The following is a 15,541-nucleotide window of genomic DNA, read 5'->3' as shown; positions in this document are numbered from 1 at the left end:
GACGATCAGTCAGAATGTCCTTAGCCTGTGGTCCTTGATGGATTCCTCATGAGCGCACTGCTCGTTCGTTGGGCGGACGCAGGCAGGGACGAGCCGGAGGAAGAATGATCCGCATCTTGCACACGGCCGATTGGCACGTCGGTCAAACATTGCGTGGATTCTCTCGAGAGTATGAGCTCCGCAAGGTTTTTGGACGCCTCGAGGAGATCGTCGTCGAGCGAAATATCGACGCGCTCGTGGTCGCCGGCGATGTGTTCGACAGTCAGAATCCGTCAGGAGAAGCGCAGCAACTCCTTTACAACGCGCTAGTGCGGTTGAGCCGCGCGCAGCCGCGAATGACCGTAGTGATCGTTGCCGGCAATCATGACGCCGCCGGTCGGTTGGAAGCGCCGCGGCCTTTGTTAGAAGCCTTTAATATTCGCGTCGTTGGAAATGTGCGGCGGCGCGATAGGCGGATCGAGGCGGCACAGCACCTCGTGCCGATTTTCGACGCCAGCGGTGCAATGGCCGCACATGTGCTGGCGGTCTCCTACCCAACTGCCGCCTGCCTCCCGAATTTGACGCGGCTGGATGGCGAATCTGGCTCCCCCGTGATCGCCGGAGTACGCAGTCTTTACGCGGAATTGCTCGACACGTTACGGGCGCGGATGGATGGTTTGCCGTTTGTCCTTACGGGACATCTCCACGTCGCGGGCGGCATCGAGTCGGAGGGCGCTGAGCGTCGGATCTTGGTCGGCGGTCAACATGCCGTGCCGCATGATGTGTTCCCGACAGAAGCAAGTTACGTCGCGCTTGGTCATCTGCATAAGGCCCAGGCCATAGGTCGCGATAGCGTTCGCTATTCGGGATCATTGATCCCCTTGTCGGCAACGGAGCAGTCTTACGCTCATGGAGTGACGCTTGTGAGCGTCGATGGTGCCCAGGTCATGTCGGAGCATATCCCAATCGATCGTCCGGTTCCTTTCCTGCGGCTGCCAGAGTCCGGTGATATGCGTTTGACTGAACTTGGCGATCACCTGACGGCATTGGATCTCCAGCCAGATCTGCCGATCAACGCGCGGCCGTTCGTCCAGATCAGACTTGCTCGTAACGGGCTGCCTTCTGGATTCAGAGAGGAGATCGACCGCATCACCGAGAACTTTCGTGTACGCGTTGTCGATACTCGTGTCGCCACGATACCCGGTACGCTGAACGAGAAGGTCCTGACGGATCCTCTGATTCGGTTGGCGGAACGAGATCCAGAGGACATGTTTAAGCTCGCGTTCGAGCGTGAGTTTGGCGCGGCGCCGGGTGTTGCCCATCTGGATGTCTTCCACCGCGCACGGGCGGAGGCTTGACCCATGCGAATCCTGGCGATCCGCGGGGAAAATCTGGCCAGTCTTGCGGCACCTTTCGAAATCGATCTTGCAGCAGAACCGCTCGCGGGTTCCGGTCTCTTCGCCATCACGGGCGAGACTGGCGCCGGAAAGTCGACCATTCTCGATGCACTGTGCCTCGCGCTCTACGGCGAATACCCCCGCGTCTCTGTCGGCCGGCGCGAGAATGCTCCCGACCCTAGTGGAGAGCCGATCTCGATTCATGACGGCCGCGCGATCCTGCGCCGAGGTGCCGGCGGCGGTTATGCCGAGGTAGATTTCGTCGGGCAGGACGGTGAGCGATACCGTGCCCGCTGGGAAGCCAACCGCGCGCGCGGGCGGGCAAATGGCCGGCTTCAGAATGAGCAGCGCGCGCTGTATCGCCTTGACGCCGGCAGCGCCGTGGCGACGGGCAAGACTCAGGTTCGCGAGGCGGTAGAAGCGAGGACCGAGCTTACGTTCGATCAGTTCCGACGAACGGTACTCCTCGCCCAGGGCGAATTCGATGCCTTCCTACTCGCGGCTGAGAGCGAGCGTGCAGAATTGCTTGAGAAAATCACAGGCACCGAAATCTACGCGACGATTTCGATCCGCGTCCGTGAGGGCACGGAGGCTCGACGAAGGGCCGTCGAGCAGCTGGAGCAGCGTCGTGGTGACATTGGCCTTCTCGATGATGATGCCAGGCAGGGATTGTTGGACGAGCAAAGTCGGCTTGCGTCGGCTATTGCCCAGAAAGCCGCAGAACGTGATCAACACGACGGACGGCTCGATCATTTCAAGCGCGTCGCTGCCGCCAAAAGCGATCTTGCTCAAGCAGTGGATCGAGCCGGAACGGCACGTTCAGCGCGTGAGACGGCCGCCATTGAATATCAGTCGCTTGCCGAATTTGATCTCGTCGAGCCGCTTCGCCCGCTTTCGGTTGAAATGGACAATGCGCGGCGAACGGCGACGGAGGCTGAATCACGCCTCGACGATTTGCTCATCGCCCGCGCAGAAGCGCGAACGCGCGACGATGCCGCGGCAGGTCAACTGTCCGATGCTGCAACAGCCGACGAGGCCGCAGAAGACCTCTTCAAGCGCTTTGGTCCCCTCTGGAGCGAAGCCGAGAAGCTCGACGCCGAACTGGTCGCGGCCAAGATCGAATTTACTGATGCGGCAGCGAAGTCCCAGCAGGCGGAAACGACGCTCCGATCCAACGTAGACGCGCTGGCAGCGCTTGATCAGGCTATTGGCCAATGCACAGATTCGCTGGGCATAACAATGGTTCAATTGAGGCAGCAATCAGCCCGCGTTTTCCTTGCTGATCGCCTCAGTGACGCGACGGTTCTGCTGGAGAAGCGTGCTACTCTCAAACAGAGTAGCAGCCTGACGTCGTCCCGGGCGGACGAATCTGCGGCAATAATAGCGCGTTTGGAAGGTGAGATAGGCGAGCTGTCGGAGATGCTCGCGGCAGATCGAGAGCGGAAAGACAGCCTCAGTCGCGACATCGCTCAGTGTCGCGATAGCCTTGCCGCAATCGACGAGCCGACGCTCCATCAACGTGACAGCGATCTTAAAGACGCGCTTGAGGCTCTGCGCGAGGCAAGCACCATTTGCGAGCAGCATATTCGTGCGTCTGGAGATCTAGCGCGCGGAGAGTCGGCGCTCGCCGTTGCGGTGCAGGACATGAGCGCAGCAAGCAGACAAATCGCTGACGCCGAATCCGAGCAGCTCCACAGTCGGGCCGCACGCGTCGAAATCGTGCCGCTCGCGGAACTGGCCGATGAGGCTGTCTCCTCCGAGGCCGTCCATCTGCGCAGCCTGCTAGCTCCGAATGTTCCGTGCCCGGTATGCGGCAGCACAGACCATCCCCATCTCGCCCACCCCAGCGCGTTGAACGAGGTGGTCGCAACCGTTCGCCGTCGTCGCGAAGAGCTGGATACGGCGCTGGCTGCAATAGGCCAGCGTCTCAGCACCGCGACACGCGCACTTGCCGCTACAGAAGGGCGCCGGGCGGAGGCGAACCGTGTGATTGATATCGCGCGCGGCCAGGTTTCGGCAGCCGAGAGCGCTTATATCGAACTAAGGCCAATGGTGAATGACCTTTGCTCGAAGGCGAGAGTGAAGGGGAGTGTGCCTCGCGCGCTCGACCGTCAAGCCACATGCGAATTGGCGGCGCTCACCTCGGCCGCAAAGGCGGAACGGATCTCGATTGCTGCCCCACTCGCAGACGTTCAGCGCCTTCGGGCCGAGAGCGACGGTTGGCAGCGGGAGCATGACGCACTCGTTCGGTCCGTCGAATCGACAATTCGAAAAGTCGACCAACGACGCTCTGAACTTCATGCAGCGCAACTGAAAGCCACGGAATCCACAATCCGGGAAGCGGCGCTCGCAGAGAGCCTCGCTACCATCGATCGCGAGATATCGTCATTCTTCGTTGCAGCCGATCTGACCATCGAGCTGCTCGACGCCGACCCGGTGGGCTGCGCCGACAGACTTTCAGCCGTTGCGCAAGAGTACGATGCACTGCGTAAGCGGGCAGGTGAGCTCGAAATGACGCTGCAACGGTTTGCGCCGGACCGTGCGGCGGCGGCCGTCTCGCTTGAGTACGCACGGACGCAGACGACGGAGAGTGCGGCCCGTCTCAATCAACGTCGACTGGTCGTGGAAGAGAAGGCGACCGCCCGAGCTGAACTTCTTGGTGGTGAGGCGACTGCCAGTCACCGGACCCGGATCAACGAAGCTCGTCGAACGGCCCGCGAAACCCTGGCCAAGGCGCGCGAGGCGAAATCCGCTGCTGCCGGCGCGTTCCAGTCGGCCAGCGCTCGCTGTGAGGAGGCTGTCGCGGGATTGGAGGCCGCGAAGAATCGCCGCGCGTCAGCCGAAGGGGCCTTCAATATGGCCTGTCAGGGTATCGCCCGGTCGCCGGGTCAGGTGTTCACGCTGATTGCCACCGACCCAGCAGTGTGCAGAGCGCTACGGAGACGAATCCAAGAGATCGACCGAACCGTAAACGATGCGGACGCCGCCGTCCTGATGCGTCGGGAAGACCTCGAGAGATCGCTCGAAGGGTTCGACGAAACAACTGACGCGGAGGCGTCGACTGCCGCCGTTGCAACCCTGACAACGGAAATCGCCGATCTGCATCAACGAACCGGCACACTATGCGCATCGCTTGCGCACGACGATGAGGCACGCCGCATAGCTGCAAGCCTATCTACGGAGATAGAGGCCGCACAGGCGGAACTTGCCATTTGGCAGGCGGTCGATGACGCCATCGGCTCAGCCAATGGCGATCGCTTTCGTCGCTTCGTACAGGGCATCACACTCGATCACATGGTGCAACTAGCGAATGATCATCTCAATGCACTGAGCCCCCGTTACAGGCTCGCGCGGGGAAAGGTGTCAGATCTCGCACTATATATCATCGACTGCGACATGGACGATGAGATTCGCGGGACGCGGAGTCTTTCCGGCGGCGAGCGATTCCTGGTCTCGTTGGCGCTTGCGTTAGCTCTATCAGGCCTCGAGGGCCGATCGTCCTTTGTCGATACGCTGTTCATCGACGAAGGCTTCGGATCGCTGGACGCCGACACGCTCGAGTTGGCAGTAGATGCATTGGAAACCTTGCAGGGACGAGGACGAAAAGTTGGCGTCATCACTCATGTCGCTGCCATGATCGAGCGGATCGCCGTGCAGGTTCGCGTTGAAAAGTGCGGCGCGGGGCGCTCTGAGATTCGGGTTTCTACCGGAATGGGAACGGTGTGGCCCGCTGTCGAGGCCGTGCAATAGACGGCGGCGCGGTCACGAGTGGCGGCATCGCGGAAGCACTGATCACAGCCAAGGCCCCTGCCGCGGATTCGCAGTACTCGCTATTTGAGCGGCAAGCCGAGCCCAATTGCCATCACCGTGATCGAGCTCAGTGGCCGTCTGAGCGCTCGCGCGATCTTGCTTGCCGGCAGTCCTTGCTCGATCAGCCCCTTGAGCTTGTGTTTCTCAACCGCGGTCCAAGGGCGACAGCTCTCGCGGCGCGGTTGCCGTCCCAGCGGAGGCTCATTTCGTTCGGTGTCATCTGATGGCGCTGGTTGAACTTGCACGGCCGCTCCGTAGGTCGTGGCCATCGAGCCATACGGTCATGTCCGGGTCAAGGACGTCAGCAGAATGGGAAGATGGCAGTTGTTCGTGCACAACGGTCGTCAATAATCGTGTTCGAAGGTCCGATCCGCGAAAATATTCTCCCAGCTGGTCGTCCTGTCCGGCCGGAGCCGCGAGGTCGTGTCCTCCTCGTCCGACGCTGCACCGACGGCACTGGCATTGCTGCCAATTACCAGTCCTATTTTCACCTCGAAGAAGCTTCTCGATTGTTCATTGGTTGCGAGATCTGGAGTTGCGGATAAGACAAAGTACACTCCGAGGTTGATTTCATCTGATTTTTTGTGTAGCGAGAATGCCTCGTTGACCAGCGGGTCATCGCTGGCCGCAAGCTGCGGCCCTATTATAGCGAAAGTGCTAGTAGTGCCGCGCGCATGAGCGGGGTGAGCTATCGCTGAAAGTTGGTGACGGCGGGAATCGGGAAGGCGGCATATCGTGGGGGTGCTTGACGCCTCCACTTCTCCACCGAAGGAGCGATATGCCGTGTCCAAAGATAACATCATCAAGTTGATTCAGCCAGGAAACGTCGACGATCAACTCACCGAAATCTTGCGCAATGGGGCGCGTGCTCTGTTGGCCCAGGCGGTCGAGGCCGAGGTCGCGGACTTTCTCGGCAAGCATGCCGATTTGAGGACTGCGGACGGCCACCAGCGCTCGTGCGCCACGGTCACCTGCCGGAACGCGAGGTGATGACCGGTATCGGTCCGGTCGGCGTCCGCCAGCCGCGTGTACGCGATCGCGAGGCGGAGGCTACCGATCCCGACCGCATCCGGTTCTCTCCGTCGATCCTGCCGCCCTACATGCGCCGCTCGAAATCGATCGAGACGCTGCTGCCGATCCCTTACCTGAAGGGTATCTCCACCGGCGACTTCTCCGAGGCTCTGGCGGCGCTGCTCGGCAAGGATGCTGCCGGGTTGTCGGCATCCGCCATCGGCCGTCTGAAGGACGGTTGGCTTGACGAACACACCGCGTGGCAGAGGCGCGATCTGTCGGCGAAGCGCTACGTCTACATCTGGGCCGATGGCATCCATCTCCAAGCACGCCTCGAAGACGAAAAGCAGTGCATCCTGGTGCTGATCGGCGCGACGCCGGAAGGCCGCAAGGAACTGGTCGGCTTCACCGATGGCGCCCGCGAGAGCGCGCAGGACTGGCGCGATCTGCTGCTCGACCTGAAGCGGCGCGGGCTCGGCGTGCCGCCGCGGCTCACCATCGCCGACGGCGTGCTCGGGTTCTGGAAGGCCGCCGGCGAGGTCTGGCCGAAAACGCGCGAGCAGCGCTGCTGGGTACACAAGACCGCCAACGTGATCGCCAAGTTGCCGAAGAGCCAGCAGCCTAAAGCCAAACGCGCGTTGCAGGAGATCTGGATGGCCGAAACCAAGGCCGCCGCCGAGCTGGCGTTCGACGCCTTCATCGAGAGCTACACGCCCAAATACGAGAAGGCGGCCGACTGCCAGAGCAAGGATCGGGACACGCTACTGGCGTTCTACGACTTCCCGGCCGAACACTGGAAACACCTGCGGACCACCAATCCCATTGAAAGCACCTTCGCTACCGTGCGCCACCGCACGATCCGATCGAAGGGCTGCCTGTCCAACAGAACGGCGCTCGCGATGGTCTTCAAACTGCTTGAGGCCGCGCAGAAAAGCTGGCGTCGTCTCGATGGCCACAACCAGTTGCCAAAACTCGTTCTCGGTGTGACATTCAACGACGGGATCGAGGTCATCGCCAAACCGACTGACCGTCAGCCCATAACCGCCGCCGCCTGACCGGCCGCGCCGTCACCAAAATTTGGCGATAGCTCGAGCGGGGTTCGCATTCCCATCTGATACGAGCAGACCCGCGTTGAAAGCGGAACCTTGTCCTCTTTCGTCGTGCGCTATCCGACCGCCATGATAAGCAGGATGTCGACCGTGGGTCTCAATTCGTCAATCACCATAGCCTCGTTGTGCAATCTTGGCAGCAGTCGCACTGATTCGGGCTATTCTTGCCATCGCTCGACGGGCGGGCTGAAACCTATGCGATCGGGGCTATCCGGCCGGTGAGGCGGATAATTGGGGTACGTCGTGAAGCTGAGTTTAAGAGAGATTCATCCAGGATCCGTCGCGGTCCAGTGTGAGGCCGATCCCGGCATTTACCAATCGCTCAGGCCAGATCAGCCGGTCCCGAACCCGCTGCCCATCAAAGATGGTCATTTGGTTCGATGACAACAAGGCAACAATTATCATTCGACCTATTATCACGTACCCGTCCGAGCGATACTTTGAAGCAAAGTACAGACAGATCGAAGAGTGAGCTGGTCCCGCAAATCTGAACAGTGCGATAAGTGGAGTTTCTGCCTGACGGCGGGCAAGATTGACCCGCGAATCAGGAGAGACGATGAGCAGACGAGCACGGCGGAACCACACTCCGGCTTTCAAGGCGAAGGTGGCGCTTGCCGCCGTCAAGGGTGACCGCACGCTGGCGCAACTAGCGGAGCAGTTCGACGTTCACCCCAATCAGATCACATCGTGGAAGGCCCAGCTCGAAGGCAGCGCTGCCGATGTTTTCGGTCCGGGCGGCGGGCGTCGGATCGCTGAACCCACCGTCGACGTGAAGTCGCTGCACGCCAAGATCGGCGAGTTGACGCTGGAGAACGATTCCTAAGAAACGGCATCGCCGACGGTCGGCTCCAAGGGCTGGAGAACGAAGCCGAATGCCTTGGCACGCCGATGCAAATTGTTGACCACTCGCGTCCGGTAGCGCGTCTCGTAGGAAGAGGCCCCGGGATCGACATAGTCCATTCCGTATCGCACAGCATTGTAGAACAGAACTGCGATCTTGCGGGCCGTGGCGGTCACTGCCTTGGCCTTACCGATGCGCGATGAAAGTCGCCTGTAAAAGGCGCCGAGCGCAGTATCGGTGCGTCCGACGGTGACGGCAGCAAGGCGCAGAAGCGCCGCCGCCCGGCCGCCGGATCGGCGCGTTCGGGACGAGAGCCTTTTGCCGCCGGAGACCTTGTTGCTCGGCGCCAGTCCTAGCCAGGAGGTAAAATGCTTTGCACTTGGCCACGAGGAGAGGTCGTCCCCGCATTCAGCGATCAGCTTCAGCGAGAGGTAAGGACCGAGGCCGTCGATCGTGGTGATGTCTTTTCCCAGCAACGCGAACAGCGCCTCGCGGACGTCGAAAGCTAGAGCGTTCGCCTGATCGGTCCGATTCCGACGCAGCGAGGCCCGCGGTGCTGGTCCATGGCCACGACCGCGATGGTTGCTCAGTTCCTTCAACACGGCTTCGATCCGGGCGTCGCAGGCAGATGCCTTCTCGTGGCAGGTGTCGTAAAGGGCAAGTGCCTGCTCGAGCGCAAACAGATGCTCGGCGCGGTAGCTCCCGGTGAGCGCCTTCGCAATCGTCTCGGCACTGGAGTGGCAACTGTAGTGGCGCAAGCACGCCAGCGCCTCGGGATCGCGCTCGCCGGCAAGGATCGCGCGTATGATACGCAAGCCGGTCGCGCCGGTGATGTCGGCGACGACGTGGTGGAGCTGAAGATTCATCTCCGTCAAGGCCTTCTGCATATGCTGGATGTGTGCGGCCGCGTACTCCAGCAGACGCTCGCGCTGACGCACGTAGGCTCGCAGTTCGGCAATCTGCCCTTTGGGCTGAAAGCTGGCCCGCAGCAACCCGAATGAATGGAGTCGCTGCAACCATTGCGCATCGCTGACATCGGTCTTACGCCCCGGCACGTGCTTGGCATCGCGCGCGTTGACAAGGAACACGGTAAATCCCCGGGCATCGAGAAGCTCGAAAATCGGAATCCAGTAGACGCTGGTCGATTCCATGGCGACGGTCTCGACGCCGCATTCCGTAAACCAGTCAACCAGCCGATGCAGATCGGCCGTGAAGGTACCGAAACTGTGGACTGGCTCCGGTGCGCGATCTGCCCTAACGGCCGCCATATGCATGGTGGCGCCAACGTCGATGGCAGCCGCGTTCGGGTGCACCATCGGCATGTTACCGCCGTCCTTCGACTTCGATCTTTTGGGGTTCATCTGTAGCTCCTCCTGGCTCCGGCGGAAGGGCTGGGCTGCGCAATTTATTCAAATTCCTAAACGGGATCGCCGAGATGGCGTCACCACTCTCAAGTGCGCAACAGCCCATGGACCATGTTTTTTGACGGGGTCACGTGCCACCAAAATCGTATCGGCCGCTCCCTTCCGGCCGCAGTCTAGCGATTACCCGTTTATATCCCACAGGGGGCGCGCAGCGCCCGCTCAGTTTTTTAGAAGGAGCGCTCACCAAGGCGGGATTGCTGAGCGCAAAGCGATGATCGACCGTAAACACGATCTGCCGATCAGCAAGCAGGCGGAAGCTTTGAACATCAGCCGCGGCAGCGTCTACTATCTGCCGCGTCCAGTGCCGCCCAAAGACCTCGCGCTGATGCAGCGGCTCGACCGGCTGCATCTGGAGTTTCCCTTCGCCGGTTCGCGAATGCTGCGAGGCCTGCTGGCTGCCGAGGGGTGCAAGATCGGCCGCCGGCATGTCAAAACGCTAATGCGGCGGATGGGGATAGAGGCGCTCTACCGCCGTCCGCGCACCACCCAACCCGAGCCCGGCCACAAGATCTATCCGTATCTGCTGCGCGGTATGGAGATCACGCGTCCGAACCAGGTCTGGGCGATGGACATCACCTACATCCCGATGGCGCGAGGCTTCGTCTATCTGGCCGTGGTGCTGGACTGGGCGACCCGCCGGGTTCTGTCGTGGCGGCTGTCGATCACCATGGAGGCTGCATTCTGCGTCGTGACACTGGAAGATGCCCTGGCCCGTCACGGCAAGCCGGAGATCTTCAACACCGACCAAGGCTCGCAGTTCACCGGCGTGCTCACCGACAACGGCATCGCCATCAGTATGGACGGCCGGGGTGCCTGGCGGGACAACGTGTTCGTCGAGCGGCTGTGGCGCAGCGTCAAGTACGAGGAGGTTTATCTGCGGGCCTACGAGAACGTCAGCGAAGCTCGTGCCTCGATCGGCCGATACCTCGACTTCTACAACCGCGCATCAGAACACCCATCTGTCTATGTTGTTGAAGAGAAGAGAGTTTGCTGATCGGGATGCGATCCTGTGGGGTATCTTGGGTTCTGTCGCGCTCCTTCGGCGATAGATTGAGCGGCAGCTGTTATCAGCGAGGCGCGAGCAAAGATCCACGGGCCGTCCGATAGCGGATGGATGGCTGCGATCTCGCCGGCTTCAGCGGCGAGCCGGAGCGTCTTGGGCGCGACCTTCAGGAGCTTTGCGGCGTTGCTAAGGTTGAGCCAGGGTTCGATCCCGTCATCGGCGGGCTTGAACACCGGGAGGTGGTAGCTCGAGCGCATTGATGTGACGCGCTCGCGGGTCCAGCGATTGCCGTTGCCCGTCTTGAGGCCGTTTCGGTTGAGGAGGCCGGCAATCAGATCGTCGCTGGCGATCAGCACCAGTTGACGCACGGCTTGGATAATATCGGCGGAAGTGCTGTTGCGCTGTCCGCGCCGGCGCTTGGGCAAGCGCAACTCGCTGTGAGCGCCACCCACCCAGTGGACGATGAGAACGATCTCGGACGCCGCGTCGTCTATATCGGCCACGACCTCATGGACGAGGGTGCGTACAATGCGCTTCTTGAGACGAGCATCCGTCGTCGGCGCATCCCAGACCGTTTTGAGGTTCGAGGCCAGTACGCCGAGCGAAGCTGGATCAGCAATGGGTGCGGGCGTGGCCGCATCATGCATGGCGATCTTGCCCTCGACCTCCGCCGCGTGAGCGAGTGCCCTGTTCCAGCGCGCTTCCAGCTCACTCGCCACCAACCGGTTCGCGGGGTCAGCGGCATCGTATTGCCGGAAAGCCCGGTCGGCGGCATAGCGCGCCGCTTCCAGATCGCGACTGAGCGCATCGCGCACCTGATCCCGCCGTTCCCTGGCTCCTTCGGCGGCAGCGGTTGCAGCGGCGATAGCGCCCGGACCGACGACGCCAAGCAGTGCTTCCTCGATTGCATCATCGACACGCAATCCGCCGAAGGCGATGCAGTGAGGACCGCCATTGTCCATCCAGGCGCGGCTGCAGCTGTAGCGTGGGATATGGTGCTTCATGCCGGAGTACCGGAGTGTGAGCTTGCGGCCGCAGCGCTTGCACCGGATCAGACCGGCCAGCAGCGCGTCACCATGCTTGGGTGCGCCGTGATGCCGACCGGTGGGAACGTTGCTGCTGACCATGGTGCGGATCGCCTCGAACCTCTCCCAGCTCACATACCCGTCGTGGGTGTTGGGCTTCAGCGCCAGCCATTCGTTCCGTGTCTTGCGGCGGATCTTCAAGCTCACGCCCCCGGCGCTGTATCCCGCCGCCACAGCCGTCTTACCATAGGCATAGGCGCCGCCGTAGACCGGGTTCTCAATGATCCGGTGGATGGCGGAGTAACTCGGTCGCCGCCAGGCTGTGTCGCCGTTGGACTGCTTCACTGGTAGATCGAGATTGTACTCGTGGAGCCAGCAGAGCGCCTGTCGCGCGCTGCCCAGTTCCTCGACCTTGTCGAACACCAGCTTGATCGCTTCCTGGACACGCCGATCCGGATCTTTCTCATAATGGTCGCCGGCCTTCACGAAGCCGACGGGCGCCGCCACAACCAACTCGCCCCGGCGCGCCTTCTCGTAGCGGGCCGAGAGCGAGCGTTGGCGCAACAAATCCAGTTCGTACTCGTTGAGGCTGCCCTTGAGCCCGAGCAGCAGGCGGTCGTTGCCGTGCCTTGGCGCATAGATAGTCTCCTGATCGACCAGAACGGTATCGACCACGCGGCACATCTCGATGAGTTGCTGCCAATCCCGGCTGTTGCGGGCGAAGCGCGAGACCTCGCGGGCGCAAACCGCACCAACCTTACCGAGGCAAACCTCCGCTACCATTCGCTCGAAACCGGCGCGTTGCACGCCGCCGGCGGCTGAACGACCGAGATCATCATCGATCACTTCGATCTCTGACCACCCGAGTGCCGTCAGCCGGTCCCGCATGGCGTATTGCAATGCGCTGCTCTCGCGATTGTGCAACACCTGATGTGCTGAGGATTGGCGCACGTAAAGAATCGCCTTACGCTCCAGATGATGAGGCCTGACCTTGTCAGAGATCATGATCGACCCCCTTCGCGGGCGGCGTCGCTGTCATCGCAGCATGGTCGAGGATCAACTGCGTCATCAGGCTTGTGAGGGCCGCCCGCGCTTCCGCCGGCAGCTCCGACCATGCCGGCGCGCCGAGGGCGCCGTTCGACAGGCCGCTCCCGAACAGATCCATCTGCTGCTGCAACCGCGGTTGTCGATTGTGTCGGTATCCGCTCCCTGGCATTGCCGTCTCGCGTGACATGAGTCGCTCCCCGATTCTGGTCGTGAGAGCCTCTGGATGCGCCAGAAAGCGGGGCAGCTGATGGCGTTCGATCCTTCAACGCCAGATCGAGAAGCGCAGCGAGCGCCGCAAGTGCATCGATGCTAACAAACGGCCGAACTGTCAGAAGCTCGGCGTCAGGGCAGGCCGTCCGGTCGAACATCCATGCTGGAACTTCCAGCCAACGGTCTGCTTGCGATCCGTCCAGGGTGCAGCGAAAAACGACATCGTCAGCCTTGTCGACCGCCCCATGAACGCAAACTCGGCGACCAAACCAGGGATGATGCCGATAAAGAACCTCGCGAAGAACGGTCCTGTGGGCGTTCTCAAACGTCGTTGTACAATTGCCGCCGTCCACATTCGAGCCTTGACGGCAGCACACCGGATCAAGCCTACTTCACCTCGCTGCCGCTCCGTACGGCAGCCTAAACCCCGGCAGAGGCTCCACTTATTGATGCGGAGATTCTGTTCAGACAATCGGGACCGGCTCACTAGGCAGCCGCCGAGCTGGTCGGCTTTTGATATGACCGCGCACCAGCGTTCCTTTGATCTGCTTCAACGACATGACGATCCGATCGATGCATCGGGACATTGTGGCGGATTCAAGCGGTCGTCGCAACAACTCTGAGCTTGGAGGTTGCGGTGAACTTCGACAACGGCGATCGGCAGCGAGCGCGATTGCGATCGCGACGGCAGCCATCTGCTGCAGGGCGCGATGAGCAGAATAGATCTGAACATCGCTGGTGGCATGCCACCCGCCTTTCGAACCTGGCTCCGACAGGTTGCGACCCTCCGACTTCGTGCGCAGCCTTTTCGCTGCTCAGCCCCCTACCATCGCAACGGCCGCCTGTTCGCCGGGCCGAGGCGCAGGTCCAGGATGACCATGACGAATCCGTTCAGGGCATGCCACGAACGCCGGACGCAATTCGAGGTGTTTCGCGTGTCGACGTACTACGGCGATGCGACGTCTTCGGGATGTGTGTCAGCAGCCGACGAAATGGAGAGCTGGGTGTTTCGGAGGCGCCGCAAGGTGGCGCACTGCATTGGGCCTCTTTGCCATGCAATGAAGGCGGACAGTGTGACGACGTTGTTCGAAACGTCGTCACACTGGCTAGTTATGTCATTTGCGATTCTTCGTGTTCGAGAGCTTCTCGCCTGCGCCGCCCATAGCCGCCTCGCCACCAGCTGACGTCAATTTCGACTTGTCGCCGTTAGCGAAAGTGAAGGTGTCGGCCCCGGCACTGATGCCATTCCAAACCACCGGCTCGGCGAGCGAAAGCAGCCAAAGGCCCTGAAAGCCCGACGCAGCATTGAGCTGTCCGGTCCACACGGTAGTCGAGCCGCAACCTACGAAGTTGACTGAAAAGCTGATCGCCGTGCCGTTATTGGTCTGGGCGAGCCAACCTGTCATGGCCTGAGGCGCGCCTTCATCGCAGCTATTGCTCGCGTTGTTGGTATAGGTGCCGGAAATCGCGCCTGTGCTCTGGTTGTAGCTGTTGACCGCTAGGGTCGAGCCGTATTGGTTGCTCCAGGTCCAGAGGGGTTGCGCCTTTGCCGGTCCCGCCAGCAGCAGCCCGAGGCAAGCCGCGCCCATCCATTTCGCCAATTTCCAGTTTGCTTGAGACATTGCCGACTCCATATCGCTCCATAAGCGGAGCTGGCTGCTTATAAACGTAACCGCCAACAAGTTAAACGAGTAACATATTTTGGTTGCTCGAATAGGTAGAATGGTGGGGCTCTCTTAGACTTCAGTTCGATGAGGGAGGGGGCCCGCGGTAATCAGAACTGCGCGTGACCGCATCGGTCTTCCTCCGGTGTAGGCCGCCTTGTCGGGTTAGGATGAGTGCTGTGTAACAGTCCTTATGGACAGCGATAAGTACAGTACTCAGGTTGAGCGGCTCGGAATTGTTGAAACCGGCCGACGTCGACGCTGGACGGATGACGAGAAGCTCAAGATTGTTCTGGAGAGCATGCAGAGCCCGCGGGCGATTTCGTCGACGGCGCGGCGTTACGGCATCTCGCGCTCGCTTTTGCTGAATTGGCGACGATCTTTGTGCACGGAGCCGGAAGGCGCTGCGGGTCATCGATCCGGTTTTGTGCCAGCGATGGTCGTGGCGGATTCGACGCCGTCACCTCCTGCTACGCCGGCCAGTGGCCGCATGGTAATCGAGATCGGGAAGGACCGTCGGGTCATCGTTGACGCCGGCGTCGATGGGGCCGCGCTTGCGCGGGTGCTTGCCATTTTGGAGCGGCGATGATCCCGGTCGCGGCAGGTGTGCGGATCTGGATTGCCAGCGGCCACACCGACATAAGGAAAGGCATGAATGGTTTGGCGTTGCTGGTGCAGGAGGGCCTTGGCCGCGATCCGTTTGCGGGCGACGTCTTCGTGTTCCGCGGTCGCGCGGGCCAACGCCCGACATTCTGCATACAGTCTTCGAAGCGCGACAATTGCATATCCGTGGCATCTTTTTGGACGAACGCTTCAAGTCGCACCGTTCCGACGCGGCAAGGATTTGAAGTGCATCTACACGGAGGAATGCCGTGGGTTTAGTCGTGAGGTACCCAACTGGATGTTCGACAAAAGCTATTGCTCCGGCATGGCGCTTGGACCGCCGCAGGTCAGTATTGAGGGGCTCAACGAACTTGTCGTTGTTCTGAAGCTTCTCGGAACGAATCAGGCGTCGAGCGCA

The 15,541-nt window shown here is 61.2% G+C and carries 8 protein-coding genes and 3 pseudogenes; 7 read left to right on the top strand and 4 right to left on the bottom strand.

Going from position 1 to position 15,541, the window contains the following annotated elements; translation table 11 throughout:
- Nucleotides 1-104 precede the first annotated feature (104 nt).
- From HU230_RS42540 to HU230_RS42525, 4 genes and pseudogenes are all read left to right on the top strand, one after another.
- Nucleotides 105-1,337, top strand: coding sequence for an exonuclease SbcCD subunit D (locus HU230_RS42540; RefSeq protein WP_224944438.1), 1,233 nt, complete (start codon nt 105-107; stop codon nt 1,335-1,337).
- Between the two features lie 3 nt (nt 1,338-1,340).
- Nucleotides 1,341-5,126 carry an AAA family ATPase gene (locus HU230_RS42535; protein ID WP_224944436.1) on the top strand — a complete coding sequence of 1,262 codons (3,786 nt, stop codon included), beginning with the start codon at nt 1,341-1,343 and terminating at the stop codon, nt 5,124-5,126.
- 843 nt (nt 5,127-5,969) lie between these two features.
- Nucleotides 5,970-7,252, top strand: a pseudogene (locus tag HU230_RS42530) (IS256 family transposase).
- 610 nt (nt 7,253-7,862) lie between these two features.
- Nucleotides 7,863-8,123: pseudogene (locus HU230_RS42525) on the top strand (transposase); the annotation flags it as partial.
- Nucleotides 8,124-8,125: 2 nt separating this feature from the next.
- Here the strand turns inward: HU230_RS42525 and HU230_RS42520 are convergent.
- Nucleotides 8,126-9,508, bottom strand: a complete 1,383-nt coding sequence (locus HU230_RS42520; RefSeq protein WP_224944434.1) for an IS110 family RNA-guided transposase — start codon at nt 9,506-9,508, stop codon at nt 8,126-8,128.
- A gap of 226 nt (nt 9,509-9,734) precedes the next feature.
- Here HU230_RS42520 and HU230_RS42515 point away from each other — a divergent pair.
- Nucleotides 9,735-10,565: pseudogene (locus HU230_RS42515) on the top strand (IS3 family transposase); the annotation flags it as partial.
- Here HU230_RS42515 and HU230_RS42510 read toward each other — a convergent pair.
- From HU230_RS42510 to HU230_RS42500, 3 genes are all read right to left on the bottom strand, one after another.
- Entirely contained in the window at nt 10,535-12,604 is a 2,070-nt protein-coding gene (locus tag HU230_RS42510; protein WP_176529004.1) for a recombinase family protein, read from the bottom strand. The pseudogene HU230_RS42515 and the gene HU230_RS42510 overlap by 31 nt on opposite strands.
- Nucleotides 12,594-12,764 (bottom strand): hypothetical protein, encoded by a 171-nt coding sequence (locus HU230_RS42505; RefSeq protein ID WP_176529003.1) that lies wholly within the window; start codon nt 12,762-12,764, stop codon nt 12,594-12,596. The genes HU230_RS42510 and HU230_RS42505 overlap by 11 nt, the downstream gene beginning before the upstream one ends.
- 1,207 nt (nt 12,765-13,971) lie before the next feature.
- On the bottom strand, nt 13,972-14,478 hold the full coding sequence (locus HU230_RS42500; protein ID WP_224944432.1) for an avidin/streptavidin family protein: 507 nt from the start codon (nt 14,476-14,478) through the stop codon (nt 13,972-13,974).
- 235 nt (nt 14,479-14,713) lie between these two features.
- Here HU230_RS42500 and tnpA point away from each other — a divergent pair, with 235 nt between their 5' ends.
- Both tnpA and tnpB read left to right on the top strand, forming a co-directional pair.
- Nucleotides 14,714-15,109 (top strand): IS66-like element accessory protein TnpA, encoded by a 396-nt coding sequence (gene tnpA, locus HU230_RS42495; RefSeq protein ID WP_224944429.1) that lies wholly within the window; start codon nt 14,714-14,716, stop codon nt 15,107-15,109.
- The gene (gene tnpB / locus HU230_RS42490) at nt 15,106-15,402 is read left to right on the top strand and encodes an IS66 family insertion sequence element accessory protein TnpB (protein ID WP_224944427.1); all 297 of its coding nucleotides are present in this window, start codon (nt 15,106-15,108) and stop codon (nt 15,400-15,402) included. Before tnpA ends, tnpB begins: the two co-directional genes overlap by 4 nt.
- The last annotated feature ends 139 nt before the right edge of the window (nt 15,403-15,541 follow it).

The organism is Bradyrhizobium quebecense, assembly GCF_013373795.3.
Classification (GTDB): domain Bacteria; phylum Pseudomonadota; class Alphaproteobacteria; order Rhizobiales; family Xanthobacteraceae; genus Bradyrhizobium; species Bradyrhizobium quebecense.
The sequence above is the reverse complement of the archived record's forward strand: the minus strand, read 5'-3'. Positions and strand labels throughout refer to the sequence as shown.

Excerpts from the sequence above, each read along its gene's own strand:
- HU230_RS42505 (WP_176529003.1), bottom strand. The coding sequence starts at position 12,764 with ATGGATCTGTTCGGGAGCGGCCTGTCGAACGGCGCCCTCGGCGCGCCG.
- tnpB (WP_224944427.1), top strand. The coding sequence starts at position 15,106 with ATGATCCCGGTCGCGGCAGGTGTGCGGATCTGGATTGCCAGCGGCCAC.
- HU230_RS42500 (WP_224944432.1), bottom strand. The coding sequence starts at position 14,478 with ATGTCTCAAGCAAACTGGAAATTGGCGAAATGGATGGGCGCGGCTTGC.
- HU230_RS42520 (WP_224944434.1), bottom strand. The coding sequence starts at position 9,508 with ATGAACCCCAAAAGATCGAAGTCGAAGGACGGCGGTAACATGCCGATG.
- HU230_RS42535 (WP_224944436.1), top strand. The coding sequence starts at position 1,341 with ATGCGAATCCTGGCGATCCGCGGGGAAAATCTGGCCAGTCTTGCGGCA.
- tnpA (WP_224944429.1), top strand. The coding sequence starts at position 14,714 with ATGGACAGCGATAAGTACAGTACTCAGGTTGAGCGGCTCGGAATTGTT.
- HU230_RS42510 (WP_176529004.1), bottom strand. The coding sequence starts at position 12,604 with ATGATCTCTGACAAGGTCAGGCCTCATCATCTGGAGCGTAAGGCGATT.
- HU230_RS42540 (WP_224944438.1), top strand. The coding sequence starts at position 105 with ATGATCCGCATCTTGCACACGGCCGATTGGCACGTCGGTCAAACATTG.